This is a genomic window from Nonomuraea sp. NPDC049758, from assembly GCF_040674635.1.
Taxonomy (GTDB): Bacteria; Actinomycetota; Actinomycetes; order Streptosporangiales; family Streptosporangiaceae; genus Nonomuraea.
In genome coordinates this window covers 126,601-141,747 of the sequence record NZ_JBFAMZ010000013.1, presented here as the reverse complement: position 1 = coordinate 141,747, position 15,147 = coordinate 126,601, and the positions used below count along the sequence as shown (strand labels likewise).

The following is a 15,147-nucleotide window of genomic DNA, read 5'->3' as shown; positions in this document are numbered from 1 at the left end:
GGGGGGTTGCCCTCGGGCGTCTCAGGCCGCGACGGCGGCTCGGTGGGGGGCGACGACGCTGCCGTCAGGCAGGAGCAGACCCGTGTCCTCGAACAGCACCACGCCGTTGCAGAGGAGGCTCCAGCCCTGGTCGGGGTGGGCCGAGATCACGTGCGAACGCTCGCGGTCGGGCGAGTCCGCACTGGGGCATACGGGAAAGTGACTGCACATCATCGCGCACCTCTCAGATGGCGCTCCTGCTTCCTGATGTTCAAAAGGGCAACTGTCGCCCCGACGGCGTGCGAAGGTCCAGGGTGGCGCCGACCGGCTTCCTCGGCCGGCGGCGAACCTGTGTCTGGCGCATCTCCATCACGTCCTTCAACTTCTGTCGTCAGTGGTGGAACGTCGGCGTCCTACCCAGTCTCAGGGCCGGCACCGACAGTTTCAGCTGCTCGCGGGTTCTCGCCTGGTCTCATGTCCTAACCATGCCCCCGTCCCCTTTCGGCACCCTTACATCTTGCTGACGGCGTGCCGTGGTTCCTGTCAATCAGCCTGCCGTACGCGGGAAAGTGCCCTACTAGGCATCATGCACATTTATCGGGGAGAGGGGTGTGCCGAGCGTCACAGTCGCTCTGACGTGCGGTAATACAACAAAGCGCGCATCCCGGGCAGGAATGCGCGCTGTGTCGATGTGTCAGGCGGCGTAGGACGGGTAACCGTAGCCGACGACCTGCGAGGTCGGCCGGACGCGCTCCTCGACCTTGCCGTTGCCGGTGTTGCCCTCGATCGTGGAAATGGTCCCGTCGCCGTTGTCCTTGACGACGAAGCCGACGTGCTGGATGTCGTTCAGGCTCTTGCTGCCGCTCCAGGAGAAGAAGACGACGGCGCCCGGCTTGGCCTCGGTGCCCCAGCGGTCGTTGGCGGCGAACCACTTGGCGTGGGTCACGGTGTAGGCGTCCCAGCCGACCTGCGGGCGGGCGCCGGTCTGCTCGCCGACCCAGGAGACGAACATCGAGCACCAGGCGGCGTTCAGGTAGTCCTGGCGGCTGCCGCCGTCGCGGGCGACGGTCTCACCGGCGCGCTGCGAGTCGGCGTACCACTTCTGGAACTTGGTGCCGCCGCCGTTGGCGTCCTCGGAGGTGCCCACCTGGGCGCGGGCCGTGGCCAGCACCTGGGCGGCGGTGACGTTCACCCGGCCCTGGGCCGAACCCTGCGCGGCCGACCGCTGCGCGGCGGTCTGGGCGTCGGTCCGGCCCGCGGTCGCGGCGCTGACGGCGGCAGTGGCGCCCAGGGCGCTCACGGCGATGGTCGCGCCGAGAGCGAGCTTGGCGATGTTGGACGTGGTCATCATGGCGTGCTTGGCCATCGGGGGGTGCTCCTTTGCTCACCGTCCGCGCATGAGGCACGGCGGGTCACAGGTGTGAATCCTGCGATGGGTGATGACGACAGATCTGCGGGGGCGCCTCGACACGGCTGCCCTGCCGTCGCGTACAAACAGGTACAACAGCGCCCTGACCTGGGTAATTCCCACCCCAAGAAATCCCCACAGGACGCCTGTGCGCGGACGGCTCATGCCGTCCGCGCACAAACTGGACCCAACTGACTCTCGCCACGATGCCAAGGCGAGACCTAGGTCGCAAGTCTGATGCACTTGCGAACTACTTGCAATAGTGTCCTCCAGAGATCTACTTCGAGAGGACGGACCCATGGGGGACTACACCCTTCCCGACATGCCGTACGACTACGGCGCGCTGGAGCCCGCCATCACCGGCGAGATCCTGGAGCTGCACCACGCCAAGCACCACGCGGCCTACGTCAAGGGCGCCAACGACACGCTCGACCGCCTGGCCGAGGCCCGCGACGGGGGCGACTTCACCGGCCTGGTGGGACTGGAGAAGACCTTCGCCTTCAACCTGTCCGGCCACGTCCTGCACTCGATCTTCTGGGAGAACCTCTCCCCCGACGGCGGCGACCGCCCCGACGGCGCGCTCAGGGCCGCCATCGACGAGCATTTCGGCACGTTCGAGGCGTTCCAGAAGCAGCTCACCACGGCCACGGCGTCGGTGCAGGGCTCCGGGTGGGGCGTGCTGGCCTGGGAGCCGCTGAGCCGCCGGCTGGTGGTCGAGCAGATCTACGACCACCACGGCAACGTCGGAATGAACACCACGCCGCTTCTCGTGTTCGACGCGTGGGAGCACGCTTACTATCTGCAGTACCGCAACGTGCGTCCGGACTACGTCGAGAAACTGTGGGGCCTCGTCAACTGGGCAGATGTGGCCCGGAGGTTCGCTGACGTAACGAGTCAGGCGGGTTGACTTAAGTTCGCAACAATTTATCGGCCCCGCCTCTACTGGTCGGTTTACACAAATAGGTAAGCTGCCTGGCATGCGTGCGCCCTCCGGTTACCTTCTCGCCGCGCGCTATCGGCTTGTGGAGCCGGTTGGTCGCGGCGGCATGGGCACCGTTTGGCGGGCGCATGACGAGTTGCTCGACCGCGACGTGGCGGTGAAGGAAGTACGGCTGCCCACCGTCCTCGACGAGGAGCTGCGCGCGGAGTTGTGCGCCCGCACCGAGCGCGAGGGCAGGGCGACCGCGATGGTGGCCCATCCGTCGGTCATCACCGTCTTCGACGTCGTGACCGAGGACGACCGTCCCTGGATCGTGATGGAGCTGCTCCGGGCCAGGTCCCTGGAGCAGCTCATCCAGGAGCACGGACCGCTCCATCCGCGCCGGGCCGCCGAGATCGGCCGGCAGATCCTCGGCGCGCTGCGGGCCGTCCACGCCAAGGGCATCCTCCACCGCGACGTGAAGCCCAGCAACGTGCTGGTGACCGAGGACCGCGCGGTGCTCACCGACTTCGGCCTGGCCGCGCTCGAAGGCGACGTCTCCATCACCCAGGCCGGCATCGTGCTCGGCTCGGCCGGTTACATCGCCCCCGAACGGGTTCTCGGCTCAAAGGCCAGCCCCGCGGGCGATCTGTGGTCGCTCGGCGCGACCCTCTACACCGCCGTCGAGGGCCGCGGGCTGCACGGCCGCCGTACGGCCGCCGCCGCGCTGGCCGCGCTGACCAGTGGCGAGCCGATCCCGATGAGCAAGGCGGGCCCGCTGGCGCCCGTGCTCGACGCGCTGCTCAGGATCGATCCACAGACCCGGCTCGACTCCGTACGGGCCTCGCTCATGCTGGCCCGGGTGGCCGCGGGCGGCTCGGCGGAAGAGCCGCTGGCCTCACGTCGGCCCGTACGCCCGGTTCCCGTGGTCACCTCACCCCCTTTCGCGCGCAGGCCCGCGCACCGCGGGCTGCACAGGGCGGAGGCCACCGCCGCCGCGCTGTCGGTCCCGCCGCCGCGCCAGGAGCGCAGGCCGGGTGAGGGCGTCCACCGCAAGCGGGTCGAACCACGTCCAAGTCCGTCCACTTATGTCCGTTTCAAGGCTGCGGTGATAAAGTTGTTCCTTCCTCGGCGGTTCTGGCCAAGAGAACTTCGCAAGCGAGGGTAAAGCACTTCCCAACCGAGAATCGATATCTTCTTCTCATGCCGGAACAGCAGACACGCCTGCTCGCGGAGCGCTACGAGCTCATCGCCCCGCTCGGCCGGGGCACGATGGGGACCGTGTGGCGCGCCCGCGACCGCGCGCTCGGGCGCGAGGTGGCGGTCAAAGAGATCCGCCAGGACCAGGGGCTCACCGAGGACCAGCGGGCCGAGCTACGCGAGCGCATGGTCCGCGAGGGCCGCATCGCCTCGCGGATCAACCACCCGTCCGTCGCCGCCATCCACGACGTGCTCATCCAGGACGACAGCCCCTGGATCATCATGGAGCTCATCGAGGCGCGCTCCCTGGAGCAGGTGATCGAGGAGGAGGGCCCGCTGCCGCCGCGGCTCGTGGCCGAGATCGGCGTCGACCTGCTCGGCGCGCTGCGCGCCGCGCACTCCCAGGGCATCACGCACCGCGACGTCAAGCCGGGCAACGTGCTCATCACCGAGAGCGGCCGGGTGGTCCTGACGGACTTCGGCATCGCCAAGGCCGAGGGCGACTCGCGGCTCACCAAGACGGGCATGGTGATCGGCTCCCCCGGCTACACGGCCCCGGAACGTGCCAGGGGCGAGTACACCGGGCCCGAGTCCGACATCTGGTCGCTGGGGGCGACGCTGTACTTCGCGGTCGAGGGGCGGCCGGCGTACGAGCGGGCCACGATCGCCGAGACGCTGGCGGCGCTGCTCAGCGAGAGCGCCGACCCGCCCACGCAGGCCGGTCGGCTGCGGCCGGTGCTGAACGGGCTGCTCAACAAGGACTACCGGCAGCGGCTCAGCGCCGCCAAGGCGGAGACCCTCATGCGGATGGTCGCCGACACGCCCACGAGCGAGATGCCGGCGCTCACGGCGGAAGCCCTGATGGCCCAGGAGGCCGCGTTGCCCGACCCCTTCACCGACTCCGGCCCACGGCGTCCCGCCGGCCCTCAGGGGCGCCCCTCAGGGGCTCAGGAGGCGTACGGGGCGGGCGCGCCGCCCGTCTCGGGCCCGCAGCCGACGCGTCCCGCCGGGGGGCGGCCTTCCGGGCCTCAGGGGCAGGGGCCCGTGCCGTCCAGCGCGCAGGGGTCCGGCGCGGCCGGAGGGCGTGCGGCGGCGCCGCAGGGGCCTTCAGGACCGCAGGAGCCCGCCCGGAGCCCGCTGGGGGCGCCGACGATGCCCCAGAGCACCGCACCCGGCCGGCCGCCGCAGGCCGCGCGCCCGGCGCAGCCGCCGCAGGCGGGTGACGCCGGCGACGACGGCGGCTTCGACCCCGACCGGACGGTCAGCGTCATGCGTCCCAAGGGGCCGTTCCCGCCGGGGCCCGAGCAGGGCGGCGACCGTCCGCCGCAGCGCCCCGACGACGAGGGGACCGTCACGACCAGGCACATCGCCACGCCGCGGATCGGCTCCCCCGGCCAGCAGGTCTACCCGCCGGCGCAGCAACCGCCGCACGCCGCGCGACAGCAGGGCCCGGGACAGCAGGGCCCGGGACAGCAGGGCCCGGGACAGCAGGGGCCGGGGGGCCCGCAGCAGGGCGGCCCGGTGCCGGGCGGGCCCGGCCAGAGCCGGCCCGGGCAGCCGGTGCCGCCCGCCGCCGGCCCGCACCAGGGCCAGGGCCTCGGGACCGACCTGTTCGCCATCGCCGGGCCGCCCGAGAAGCCGCAGGCGGGCAACCGCAACGGCATGCTCGTGCTGATGGCCGTGGCGGCGGCCGCCGCGGTCGTGATCGCCGTCCTCATCGTGGCGCTCATCTCCAGCTGAGCGAGCTCGTCTTCGGTACGACGGCCCGTCCCCGCCCGGGGCGGGCCGGCCCCGGACTGATCGCCCGGCCGTGGGACAGACTGGAGTCATGAGCGAGTTCAGAATCGAACATGACTCGATGGGCGAGGTCCGGGTGCCGGCGGGAGCGCGGTGGCGGGCCCAGACCCAGCGGGCGGTGGAGAACTTCCCGGTCTCGGGGCGGCCGCTCGAACCGTCCCACATCGCCGCGCTCGGCCTGATCAAGGCGGTCGCCGCCGAGGTCAACGGCGAGCTGGGCGTGATCGACAAAGATCTGGCCGAGGCCGTCGCGCAGGCCGCCGCGGACGTCGCCGACAACGAGCACGACGCCCACTTCCCCATCGACGTCTTCCAGACCGGCTCGGGCACCTCGTCCAACATGAACGCCAACGAGGTGATCGCGACGCTGGCCGAGGAGCGGCTGGGACGGCCCGTGCACCCCAACGACCACGTGAACGCCTCCCAGTCGTCCAACGACGTCTTCCCGACCTCGATCCACGTGGCGGCCGCGATCGAGGTGACCTTCCACCTGCTGCCCTCGCTCACCCACCTGGCCGAGACGCTGCACGCCAAGGAGGCCGAGTTCGCGCAGGTGGTCAAGTCCGGCCGGACCCACCTGATGGACGCCACGCCGGTGACCCTCGGGCAGGAGTTCGGCGGGTACGCCGCCCAGATCGACCACGGCGGCACCCGCGTGCGCACGGCGCTGAACCACGTGCTGGAGCTGCCCCTGGGCGGGACGGCGGTCGGCACGGGCATCAACACGCCGCCCGGCTTCGCGCAGCGGGCGATCGCGAAGCTGGCCGAGGCGACCGGCATCCCCTTCCGCGAGGCCGCCGACCACTTCGAGGCCCAGGGCGCCCAGGACTCCATCGTGGAGCTGTCGGGGCAGCTCAAGGTGGTGGCCGTGTCGCTCAACAAGATCGCGAACGACCTGCGCTGGATGGGCTCTGGCCCGCGCGCCGGGCTCGGCGAGATCAACCTGCCGGACCTCCAGCCGGGCTCGTCCATCATGCCGGGCAAGGTCAACCCGGTGATCCCGGAGGCCACGGCCATGGTCGCGGCGCAGGTCATCGGCAACGACGCGGCGATCACGTTCGCCGGGGCCTCGGGCAGCTTCGAGCTGAACGTGCAGCTCCCGGTCATCGCCCGCAACATCCTGGAATCGATCAGGCTGCTGGCGAACGTGTCCAGGCTGCTGGCCGACCGCTGCGTCGCGGGCATCACGGCCAACGTCGAGCGCCTGCGCGAGTACGCCGAGTCCTCCCCCTCGATCGTCACCCCGCTCAACCGGCACGTCGGCTACGAGGAGGCGGCCAAGATCGCCAAGCAGGCGCTGGCCGAGCGCAGGACCATCAGGGAGGTCGTCGTCGAGCGCGGCCACGTCGCCGACGGCACGCTGACCGAGGAGCAGCTCGACGCCGCCCTCGACGTGCTGTCCATGACCCGGCCGCCGACGGAGGGGTGATCCACATAGGTCGGCTCGGATCTATGTCGGCCGCACCCATGCGTCCCGGCGCGGCGAGCGCCTAGGGTTCGGAGTATGGCGAAGGAGCTGACTGGGCGGACCGCGCTGGTGACGGGGGCTGGGGGCGGCATCGGCGCCGCCTGCGCCCGGCGACTGGCCGCCGCGGGGGCCAAGGTCCTGGTGGTCGACAGGCAGGGCGAGGCGGCCGGGAAGGTGGCCGCGGAGGTCGGCGGGGTCGCGGTGGTGGCCGATCTGAGCGATCCGGCCTTCGCGGCGTCGCTGCCCGACGAGCCGGTGGACATCGTGGTGAACAACGCCGGGTTCCAGCACGTGGCGCCGGTCGAGGACTTCCCGCCGGAGGTGTTCTCCACCATGATGCGGGTGATGGTGGAGGCGCCGTTCCTGATCGCGCGGCGGGTGCTGCCCGGCATGTACGCCCGGGGGTGGGGACGGTTCGTGAACATGTCGTCGGTGCACGGGTTGCGGGCCTCGCCGTACAAGTCGGCGTACACGACGGCCAAGCACGCGCTGGAGGGGTTCTCCAAGGTCGTCGCGCTGGAGGGGGCGGCCCACGGGGTGACGTCCAACTGCGTGTGCCCGGCGTACGTGCGCACGGCGCTGGTCGAGGCGCAGATCGACGACCAGGCCCGGGTGCACGGCATCGGCAGCGACGAGGTCGTCGAGAACATCATGCTCCAGCCGGCCGCGATCAAGCGGCTGATCGAGCCCGAGGAGGTCGCCGAACTGGTCGCCTACCTCTGCGGCCCGCACGGCTCCTTCATCACCGGCACCTCCCTCCCCGTAGACGGCGGCTGGACGGCCCATTAGTGAGCCCACACGGAGTGAGGCCATGAGCAGGCGAGGGAGTGCCGGTGGCTGGAGGAGTGGCGGGAGCGGAGCGACCAGAGCGGGGGAAGCCACCGGCATCTGGCGACCGAGCCCGCCTCACGGAGTGAGGCCATGAGCAGGCGTTTTCTGGAGCTTTTGGCGCGGGAGGCGTCGGCGGTCGAGTTCGAGGGGCCGATCGTGGAGGCCAGGGCGCAGGGCGCCGATCCGGCCACGATCGAGGAGCTGGAGCAGGCCAAGGTCGAGGCGCTGAAGGTCAGGGCGCTGCTCAGGCGGCGGGCCCGGCGAGAGGCCGAGCTGTCGGCGCTCTACGACACCGCCGGCGACCTGGCCGCGCTGCGCGACCTCGACGCCGTGCTCGAAGCCATCGTCCACCGGGCCAGGCAGTTGCTCGCGACCGACATCGCGTACATGACGTTGCACGACCCCGAGCAGGGCGACACGTACATGCGGGTCACCGACGGGTCGATCTCGGCCAAGTTCCGGGCGCTCAGGCTGGCCATGGGCGCCGGGCTGGGCGGGCTGGTCGCGCAGACGGCCACCCCGTACGCGACCGCCGACTACTTCGCCGACGCCAGGTTCCGGCACAAGGGTCACATCGACGAGGCCGTCAAGGAGGAGGGCCTGGTCGCGATCCTGGGGGTGCCGCTGCGCCTGGGCCAGCGGGTGATCGGCGTGCTCATGGCGGCCAACCGCAGCGCCAGGCCCTTCCACCAGGAGGAGGTCTCGCTGCTGGCGAGCCTGGCCGCGCACGCCGCCGTCGCCATCGACAACGCCCGGCTGCTCCAGGAGACCAGGAACGCCCTGGAGGAGCTCTCCCAGGCCCACCGCACCGCCAGGGCGCACGGCGAGGCCGTCGAGCGGGCCGCGCTGGCCCACGACCGGATGACCTCGCTGGTGCTGCGCGGCGGCGGCATCGAGGACGTCGCCGCCGTCGTGACCGAGGTGCTCGGCGGGTCGCTGGCGGTGCTCGACGACCTGGGCCGGCCGATCACCGGCGACGTGGGCGAGCTGGACGCGGGGGTGTTCGAGGCGGCGCAGGCGTCCAGGGCGCTGGGGCGTACCGTGCGCAGGGGCGACCAGGTGATCGCGTCGGTGGACGTCGGCGGCGAGCCGTTGTGCACGCTCGTCCTGCGCAGCGACGACGCCGACGAGCGCATCCTGGAGCGGGCGGCGCTGGTGTGCGCGCTGCTGCTGCTGTTCAGGCGGAGCGTGGCCGAGGCCGAGGGCCGGGTCAGGGGCGAGCTGCTGGAGGACCTGATCTCGCGGCCGGACTCGCCGGGCCTGGCCGACCGGGCCCGGCGGCTCGGCGTGGACCTGCGCGCGCCGCACGTCGTGGTGGTGGCCAGGCACGGCGGCCAGCGGGAGCGGGCGGCGTTCTGGGCCTCCTCGCACGCCACGGTCCGGCACGGGCTGGCGGCGGGGCGCGGCGACGAGGTGGTGCTGCTGCTGCCGGGCGTGGACGCGGGTGGTCTGGCCCAGCGGGTGGCGGCCGAGCTGAGCGCGTCCCTGCACAGCCCGGCGACGGCGGGCGCCTCCCCTGCCCGCCTCCCCGAAGCCTCCCCCGGCGGCCCGCCGGGCGGCTCGGCGGGCGCGCCGGCAGGCGGCTCGGGAGGCGGCGCGACAAGCGGATCGGCGGGCGCGCGGGACGTCGCGGAGGCGTACCAGGAGGCGCGGCGGTGCGCCGAGGCGCTGCTCGCGCTCGGCCGGGCCGGCGACGGCGCGAGCCCCGCCGAGCTGGGCTTCGTCGGGCTGCTCGTGGGCGACGGCCGCGACGTGCGCGGCTTCGTCGGCCGCGTGGTCGGCGCGGTGATCGACTACGACGCCCGCCGCGGCACCGCGCTCACCGACACCCTGTCGGCCTACTTCGGCACGGGCGGCTCACCCTCCCGTACGGCCGAGGCCATGCACATCCACGTCAACACCGTCACCCAGCGCCTCGACCGGATCGGCAAGCTGCTGGGCGACGGCTGGCTGGAGCCCGAGCGCGCGCTGGAGATCCAGCTCGCCCTCCGCCTGCACCGGCTCGGCCACACATCCTCCCCGCAGACTGTGGGGCCTGGCCCCATATAAGTGACGCCGGTCACTCTTTACCGTGACCGGCATGGCCACTTCCATCAAGAGGATCGTCGCCGCGAGCCTGATCGGCACCACCATCGAGTGGTACGACTTCTTCCTGTACGGCTCGGCAGCCGCTCTCGTGTTCAACAAACTCTTCTTCCCCGAGTCCGATCCGCTGACCGGCACGCTGCTGTCGTTCCTCACCTACGCCGTCGGATTCGTCGCCCGCCCGCTCGGCGGCCTGGTCTTCGGCCACTTCGGCGACCGGGTGGGCCGCAAGACCCTGCTGGTGGTCAGCCTGCTGATGATGGGCGCCGCCACGTTCCTGATCGGCTGCCTGCCGACGTACGCCACGCTCGGCTCGTCGGCGGCGCTGCTGCTGACCGCGCTGCGGCTCGTGCAGGGCTTCGCGCTCGGCGGCGAGTGGGGCGGCGCGGTGCTGATCGTGTCCGAGCACGGCGACACGAAGCGCCGCGGGTTCTGGGCCTCCTGGCCGCAGGCGGGCGCGCCCGGCGGGAACCTGCTGGCCACCGGCGTGCTGGCAGTGCTGGCCGCCTGGCAGTCCGACGAGGCGTTCCTGTCGTGGGGCTGGCGGATCCCGTTCCTGCTGTCGGGGGTGCTGGTGATGGTCGGGCTGTGGATCCGGCTGACGATCACCGAGTCGCCGGTGTTCCAGCAGGCCGAGCCGGAGCCGACCGCGCCGATCGTGGGCGTGCTGCGGCACCACTGGAAGGACGTGCTCACCGCCATCGGCGCCCGGCTGGCCGAGAACATCTCGTTCTACCTGCTGACGGTGTTCGTCATCACGTACGCGAAGAACGCGAAGATCGACAACTCGACGGTGCTGACCGCGGTGCTGGTCGCCTCGGCGATCCACTTCGTCACGATCCCGATGTGGGGCGCGCTGTCGGACCGGGTCGGCCGCCGTCCGATCTACCTGGCCGGGGCCGCCGGGATCGGCGTGTGGATCTTCGCCTTCTTCCCGCTGGTGGACACCGGCAACTTCCTGGCGATCACCCTCGCGGTCACCGTCGGCCTGCTCTTCCACGGCATGATGTACGGCCCGCAGGCGGCCTTCTTCTCCGAGCTGTTCGGCACCAGGACGCGCTACACCGGCGTGTCGATCGGCGCCCAGCTCTCGGCGATCGTGGCCGGCGCGCTGGCCCCGCTGATCGCGGTGGCGCTGCTCAAGAGCTACTCCAGCAGCGTGCCCATCTCGGTCTACCTTGGCCTGGCGGCGGTGCTCACGCTGGTCGCCGTCTACACCGCCCGCGAGACCCAGGGACGCGACCTGGCCGAGAGGATCCACGCGCGATGAAGGTCACCACCCCCCGCCTCACGCAGCACGTCCTGACCGTCGAGGGCCGGACGTCCGGCGAGCCCGTGCTGTTCGTGCACGGCAACGTCTCCTCCGGCGCCTTCTGGCGCGACAGCATGGCCGCGCTGCCCGCCCGCTACCGCCCGCTCGCCCCCGACCTGCGCGGCTTCGGCGACACCGACCCCGAGCCGGTGGACGCCACCAGGGGCCTGCGCGACTGGTCCGACGACCTGGCCGAGCTGGTCGAGGCCCTCGGGCTCGACGGCGTGCACCTGGTCGGCTGGAGCCTCGGCGGCGGCGTCGTCCTGCAGCTGCTGCGTGACCGTCCTGAGCTGGTCAGGAGCGTCACGCTGGTCAACCCGATCTCCCCGTACGGCTTCGGCGGCACCGAGGGCCCGGACGGCACGCTCACCCACCCCGACGGCGCGGGATCGGGCGCCGGCGCGGCGAACCTGGACTTCGTGGCCCGGCTCAAGGCGGGCGACATGTCGGACGAATCCCCCACGTCCCCCCGCAACGTGCTCCGCACCGGCTACGTCAAGCACCCGCGGATCCCCGACGAGGACTTCTACCTGCGATCCATGCTCACCACCCGCGTGGGCGAGGCCAACTACCCGGGCGACGCCGCCGGCTCCCCCGCCTGGCCCGGCGTGGCCCCCGGCAAGCACGGCGTGCTCAACGCGTGCGCCCCCACCCACTTCCGCCTGGACGACCTGCACGAGATCGACCCCAGGCCGCCCGTGCTGTGGATCAGGGGCGCCGACGACGTGATCGTCTCCGACACCTCGCTGTTCGACCTGGCCCACCTGGGCGCGATCGGCGTCGTGCCCGGCTCCCCCGGCACCCCGGCCCAGCCGATGGTGACCCAGACCAGGGCGGTCCTCGACCGCTACGGCCGCTACCGCGAGGTCGTGCTGGACGACTGCGGCCACAGCCCCCACCTGGAGCGGCCCGCCGAGTTCGGCCGCCTGCTGGCCGAGCACCTGGAGGAGGTCTGATGCTCGTCGCCCTGACCCTGGTCGCGAGCCTGCTCACCGCCCCCGCCGCGGGCGAACTGACCGTGCCCGGCGCGGAGAAGCTGATCAGCGCCACCCTCGACGACCTGACCACGGCCGGCACCACGCTGACCGGCCACACCGACCCGGCCGACTGGGCCGGCCTGCACTCCAAGGCCACCGTCAACCCGACCGGCGTGCCCGGCACCCAGCTCGACGGCTACTTCCCCGACACCTCCACCGGCAACGCCACGCACGGCTGGAACCACGACTCCCAGTTCGTGATCAGGCTGCCCGACCGGTGGAACGGCGGCCTGGTCGTCAGCGGCACCCCGGGCAACCGGGAGCAGTACGCCAACGACTACACGATCTCCGACTGGGTGCTGTCCAAGGGCTACGCGTTCGCCGCCACCGACAAGGGCAACGTGGGCGTCACCTTCCACGAGGACGGCCGCCGCCCCGGCGACGCCATCGCCGAGTGGAACGACCGGGTCACCCAGCTCGCCGTGGCCGCCAAGTCCGTGGTCAGGCAGCGGTACGGCCGCCCGCCCGCCCGTACGTTCATGGCCGGCCTGTCCAACGGCGGCTACCTGGTCAGGTGGCAGCTGGAGAACCGCGGCTGGCTCTACGACGGCGGCGTGGACTGGGAGGGCACGCTCTTCCGGGTCAAGGGCGACAATCTGCTGAACTTCCTGCCGCCCGCGCTGAAGGCGTACCCGGACGAGGCGGGCGTGCGCGCGGCCGGGTTCGCGCCGGGGTCGGAGTTCCTGTGGCCCTTCCACCGGCAGTACTACTGGGAGCTCACCCAGCAGCTCTACCAGAAGGAGCTGGACCCGTCCTACGCGGGCGCGGCGGCCGACTACGACTACGACGCGCGCCGGCCGTACGCCGCGATGGCCAGGATCGGGCTGACCGGCAGGATCACCAAGCCGCTGATCACGATCCACGGGACGCTCGACTCGCTGCTGCCGATCTCCCGCGACTCCGACGTCTACGCCAGGATGGTCGGCCCGCACCGCCCGTTCCGCTACCACCGGATCGAGGGCGGCAACCACCTCGACAGCCTCGTCGACGTCTATCCCGACCGGCTCAGGCCCATGCTCCCGGCCTTCAGGGACGCCTTCCAGGAGCTGGAGGGCTGGGTCACTCCTTGAGGTAGCGATGCCTGCCCGCGCGCGCCCAGCGCACGATGTGCCGCGCCCCGGGCAGGCGCCTGCCGAGGCGGTGGAGCGCGGTGTCCCGGCCCATGGGCGAGCGCCGCTGGGGGTCCACCGCGACGGCCGGGCGCGTCTCGACCCGGCCGCGGCGCACCTGGAGGCCGAACCGCAGCCCGATCTCCTCGTCGGACGAGCGCAGCGACGACAGCCAGGCGCCCGGCCCCAGCTGCTCCTCGCTCGGCATGTGCCGCTTGACCGGGATCTTGGCGACGAGCTGGCCGGCGAGCTTGCCCGGCACCCCGGCCTCGACCAGCGCGGGCGCGCACACCTCGCGTTCCCGGCGGCCGGTGCTGCGCAGCACCAGCTCCAGGGGCGGCCCGCCGCTCGGCGGCACGTACGGGACCGGCAGCACGACGTACACGTGGCCGTCGAGCTGGCGGACGGTCACCCCCGGCGACACCAGCGCGATCGACTCCGAGAACGAGCGCGGCTCGACGGCCAGGCCCAGCTCCCCCTTGTCCGACCAGCACGGCACCACCAGCCGCATCCTGGGCCGCTGGGCCAGCACGCCCAGGCAGTTGAGCGGCCCCTCGGCCCGGCCGACCCGGCTCCTGGCCTGGTTGGCGCCGCTGAACATGCGGACGTGCACCTCCCACTGCCCGGGGCTGAGCGGCTGGCCCATCGCGGCGCTGGTCACGTCCAGGCGGACCTCGCCCCTGATCTGCACGCGGACCCGGCGGCGGCCGTCGGGGAGACGTTCGACGTGCTGGGTGACCGGCAGGAAGTGCACCACGCCGGTCGTGCTGTGCCGGACGTAGACGTCGATGCGGGCCCGCTCGACGTCGGCCGTGATGTCGGTGACGTCGTCGGACAGCAGCTTGGTGTCGGCCGAGCGCGGCGGGATCCAGTGCAGGCGCTCGCCGTCCACGCGGTAGCGGTCGGGCAGGCCGTCGCCGGACATGACCTCCACGGTCAGGCCGAGCACCAGGATGTGGGCGTCCCAGCGCATCTCGGTGAGCTCGGCGCGCAGGCCCGCGCGCCGGGTGGAGTTGGCGAACATGACGATCTGGTCCAGGCGGCCGCGCCGGACGAACGCGGCCACCGCCCGTAGCTGGACCGGCAGGTAGCGGTCGATCCGCTCGGGGAAACGCTCGCCGATGAGCTCCTGGACGACCCGGAAGTGCATGCCCCGGTCCACGGAGGAGTCGGCGAACCTGGCGGTCAGCAGCGGCCTGAGCACGGCCGAGCGGAACCAGTAGGCGTACATGCGGTCGCGCTGGCGGCCGGCGCCGACGTAGGTGTCGATGTCGGTGAGCAGCGTGCTCAGCCCGGCCACGATCACCCGGGGGTCCTCCTCGGGCGCCTCGGGCCGCGGCCCGAGCTGGCAGCAGACCTCCTCGGCCAGGACGGCGATCACCTTGGCCGCGAGGTAGGCCCGCATCACGAACGCCTGCTCGGCCAGCCGGCCGCCGGGCATCCCGAAGCCCAGCTCGTGCTCCTCCAGGAAGGCCCGGCGGTAGAGCTGCTGCGGGACGAGCAGCGTCATCAGGCGCTCGCGCAGGATGTCGGCACGGGCGCTGCTGCGCTCGAACGCCACCATCGGCGGCCCGTAGTCGCGGGCCAGCCGCCCGATCAGCACGTCGGCGTCGGTCTCGACCGCGCGCTCGTGCATGCGGGCCAGCGCGTCGCGGGCCAGCCGGTCGGTCTGGTCGAGGAAGTAGACGTAATCGCCCTCCGCCGCGGCCACGCCCATGTTGCGGCCGCGAGAGGGCGACCCGGTGTGCGGCAGGTGCAGCACGCGGACGTTCTCGCGGAGACCGGCGATGGTGTCCAGCCGTTCCCCGATGCCGTCCGTGGACCCGTCGTCCACGAAGATCACTTCGTAGTCGGCGGCGGGCAACGTCTGCTCCAGCGCGGAGCGGATGCACGCGTCCGCGGTGTCACCCGGGTTGTGGACATTGACGATCACACTGACCTTCACACCCATGCGGCCAGCGTGCGCCGCTCATACACGATCGGGTGAGACGGCTTGCCGATT

General features: G+C 72.0%; 12 protein-coding genes. 9 read left to right on the top strand and 3 right to left on the bottom strand.

Annotated features, from left to right (window positions below; genetic code table 11):
* Positions 1 to 21: 21 nt before the first annotated feature.
* A complete protein-coding gene (locus AB0J46_RS31045; RefSeq protein WP_358294619.1) occupies positions 22 to 210 on the bottom strand; it encodes a DUF5999 family protein in 189 nt (62 codons plus the stop codon).
* A gap of 463 nt (positions 211 to 673) precedes the next feature.
* Positions 674 to 1,345 carry a CHAP domain-containing protein gene (locus AB0J46_RS31040; protein WP_364337763.1) on the bottom strand — a complete coding sequence of 224 codons (672 nt, stop codon included), beginning with the start codon at positions 1,343 to 1,345 and terminating at the stop codon, positions 674 to 676.
* A 340-nt stretch (positions 1,346 to 1,685) separates the two neighbouring features.
* Here AB0J46_RS31040 and AB0J46_RS31035 point away from each other — a divergent pair, with 340 nt between their 5' ends.
* From AB0J46_RS31035 to AB0J46_RS30995, 9 genes are all read left to right on the top strand, one after another.
* Positions 1,686 to 2,294 (top strand): superoxide dismutase, encoded by a 609-nt coding sequence (locus AB0J46_RS31035; protein WP_358294459.1) that lies wholly within the window; start codon positions 1,686 to 1,688, stop codon positions 2,292 to 2,294.
* Positions 2,295 to 2,364: 70 nt separating this feature from the next.
* Positions 2,365 to 3,474, top strand: coding sequence for a serine/threonine-protein kinase (locus AB0J46_RS31030; RefSeq protein WP_364337762.1), 1,110 nt, complete (start codon positions 2,365 to 2,367; stop codon positions 3,472 to 3,474).
* A 35-nt stretch (positions 3,475 to 3,509) separates the two neighbouring features.
* On the top strand, positions 3,510 to 5,246 hold the full coding sequence (locus AB0J46_RS31025) for a protein kinase (RefSeq protein ID WP_364337761.1): 1,737 nt from the start codon (positions 3,510 to 3,512) through the stop codon (positions 5,244 to 5,246).
* An 88-nt stretch (positions 5,247 to 5,334) separates the two neighbouring features.
* Positions 5,335 to 6,732 carry a class II fumarate hydratase gene (locus AB0J46_RS31020; protein WP_364337760.1) on the top strand — a complete coding sequence of 466 codons (1,398 nt, stop codon included), beginning with the start codon at positions 5,335 to 5,337 and terminating at the stop codon, positions 6,730 to 6,732.
* 75 nt (positions 6,733 to 6,807) lie between these two features.
* Entirely contained in the window at positions 6,808 to 7,560 is a 753-nt protein-coding gene (locus AB0J46_RS31015; RefSeq protein ID WP_358294463.1) for a 3-hydroxybutyrate dehydrogenase, read from the top strand.
* Positions 7,561 to 7,692: 132 nt separating this feature from the next.
* Positions 7,693 to 9,651, top strand: coding sequence for a helix-turn-helix domain-containing protein (locus AB0J46_RS31010; RefSeq protein WP_364337759.1), 1,959 nt, complete (start codon positions 7,693 to 7,695; stop codon positions 9,649 to 9,651).
* Positions 9,652 to 9,682: 31 nt separating this feature from the next.
* Entirely contained in the window at positions 9,683 to 10,957 is a 1,275-nt protein-coding gene (locus AB0J46_RS31005; RefSeq protein WP_357974599.1) for an MFS transporter, read from the top strand.
* Positions 10,954 to 11,955 (top strand): alpha/beta hydrolase, encoded by a 1,002-nt coding sequence (locus AB0J46_RS31000; protein WP_364337758.1) that lies wholly within the window; start codon positions 10,954 to 10,956, stop codon positions 11,953 to 11,955. The genes AB0J46_RS31005 and AB0J46_RS31000 overlap by 4 nt, the downstream gene beginning before the upstream one ends.
* Positions 11,955 to 13,106: a tannase/feruloyl esterase family alpha/beta hydrolase gene (locus tag AB0J46_RS30995; RefSeq protein ID WP_364337757.1), complete on the top strand. Its 1,152-nt coding sequence runs from the start codon at positions 11,955 to 11,957 to the stop codon at positions 13,104 to 13,106. The genes AB0J46_RS31000 and AB0J46_RS30995 overlap by 1 nt, the downstream gene beginning before the upstream one ends.
* On the opposite strand, the gene AB0J46_RS30990 is transcribed toward AB0J46_RS30995, so the two are convergent.
* Entirely contained in the window at positions 13,096 to 15,078 is a 1,983-nt protein-coding gene (locus tag AB0J46_RS30990; protein ID WP_364337756.1) for a glycosyltransferase family 2 protein, read from the bottom strand. The two genes, AB0J46_RS30995 and AB0J46_RS30990, sit on opposite strands and share 11 nt — an antisense overlap.
* Positions 15,079 to 15,147: the final 69 nt, after the last annotated feature.

Excerpts from the sequence above, each read along its gene's own strand:
- AB0J46_RS31020 (WP_364337760.1), top strand. The coding sequence starts at position 5,335 with ATGAGCGAGTTCAGAATCGAACATGACTCGATGGGCGAGGTCCGGGTG.
- AB0J46_RS31030 (WP_364337762.1), top strand. The coding sequence starts at position 2,365 with ATGCGTGCGCCCTCCGGTTACCTTCTCGCCGCGCGCTATCGGCTTGTG.
- AB0J46_RS31010 (WP_364337759.1), top strand. The coding sequence starts at position 7,693 with ATGAGCAGGCGTTTTCTGGAGCTTTTGGCGCGGGAGGCGTCGGCGGTC.
- AB0J46_RS31015 (WP_358294463.1), top strand. The coding sequence starts at position 6,808 with ATGGCGAAGGAGCTGACTGGGCGGACCGCGCTGGTGACGGGGGCTGGG.
- AB0J46_RS31025 (WP_364337761.1), top strand. The coding sequence starts at position 3,510 with ATGCCGGAACAGCAGACACGCCTGCTCGCGGAGCGCTACGAGCTCATC.
- AB0J46_RS31045 (WP_358294619.1), bottom strand. The coding sequence starts at position 210 with ATGTGCAGTCACTTTCCCGTATGCCCCAGTGCGGACTCGCCCGACCGC.
- AB0J46_RS31005 (WP_357974599.1), top strand. The coding sequence starts at position 9,683 with ATGGCCACTTCCATCAAGAGGATCGTCGCCGCGAGCCTGATCGGCACC.
- AB0J46_RS31035 (WP_358294459.1), top strand. The coding sequence starts at position 1,686 with ATGGGGGACTACACCCTTCCCGACATGCCGTACGACTACGGCGCGCTG.
- AB0J46_RS31000 (WP_364337758.1), top strand. The coding sequence starts at position 10,954 with ATGAAGGTCACCACCCCCCGCCTCACGCAGCACGTCCTGACCGTCGAG.
- AB0J46_RS30995 (WP_364337757.1), top strand. The coding sequence starts at position 11,955 with ATGCTCGTCGCCCTGACCCTGGTCGCGAGCCTGCTCACCGCCCCCGCC.
- AB0J46_RS31040 (WP_364337763.1), bottom strand. The coding sequence starts at position 1,345 with ATGGCCAAGCACGCCATGATGACCACGTCCAACATCGCCAAGCTCGCT.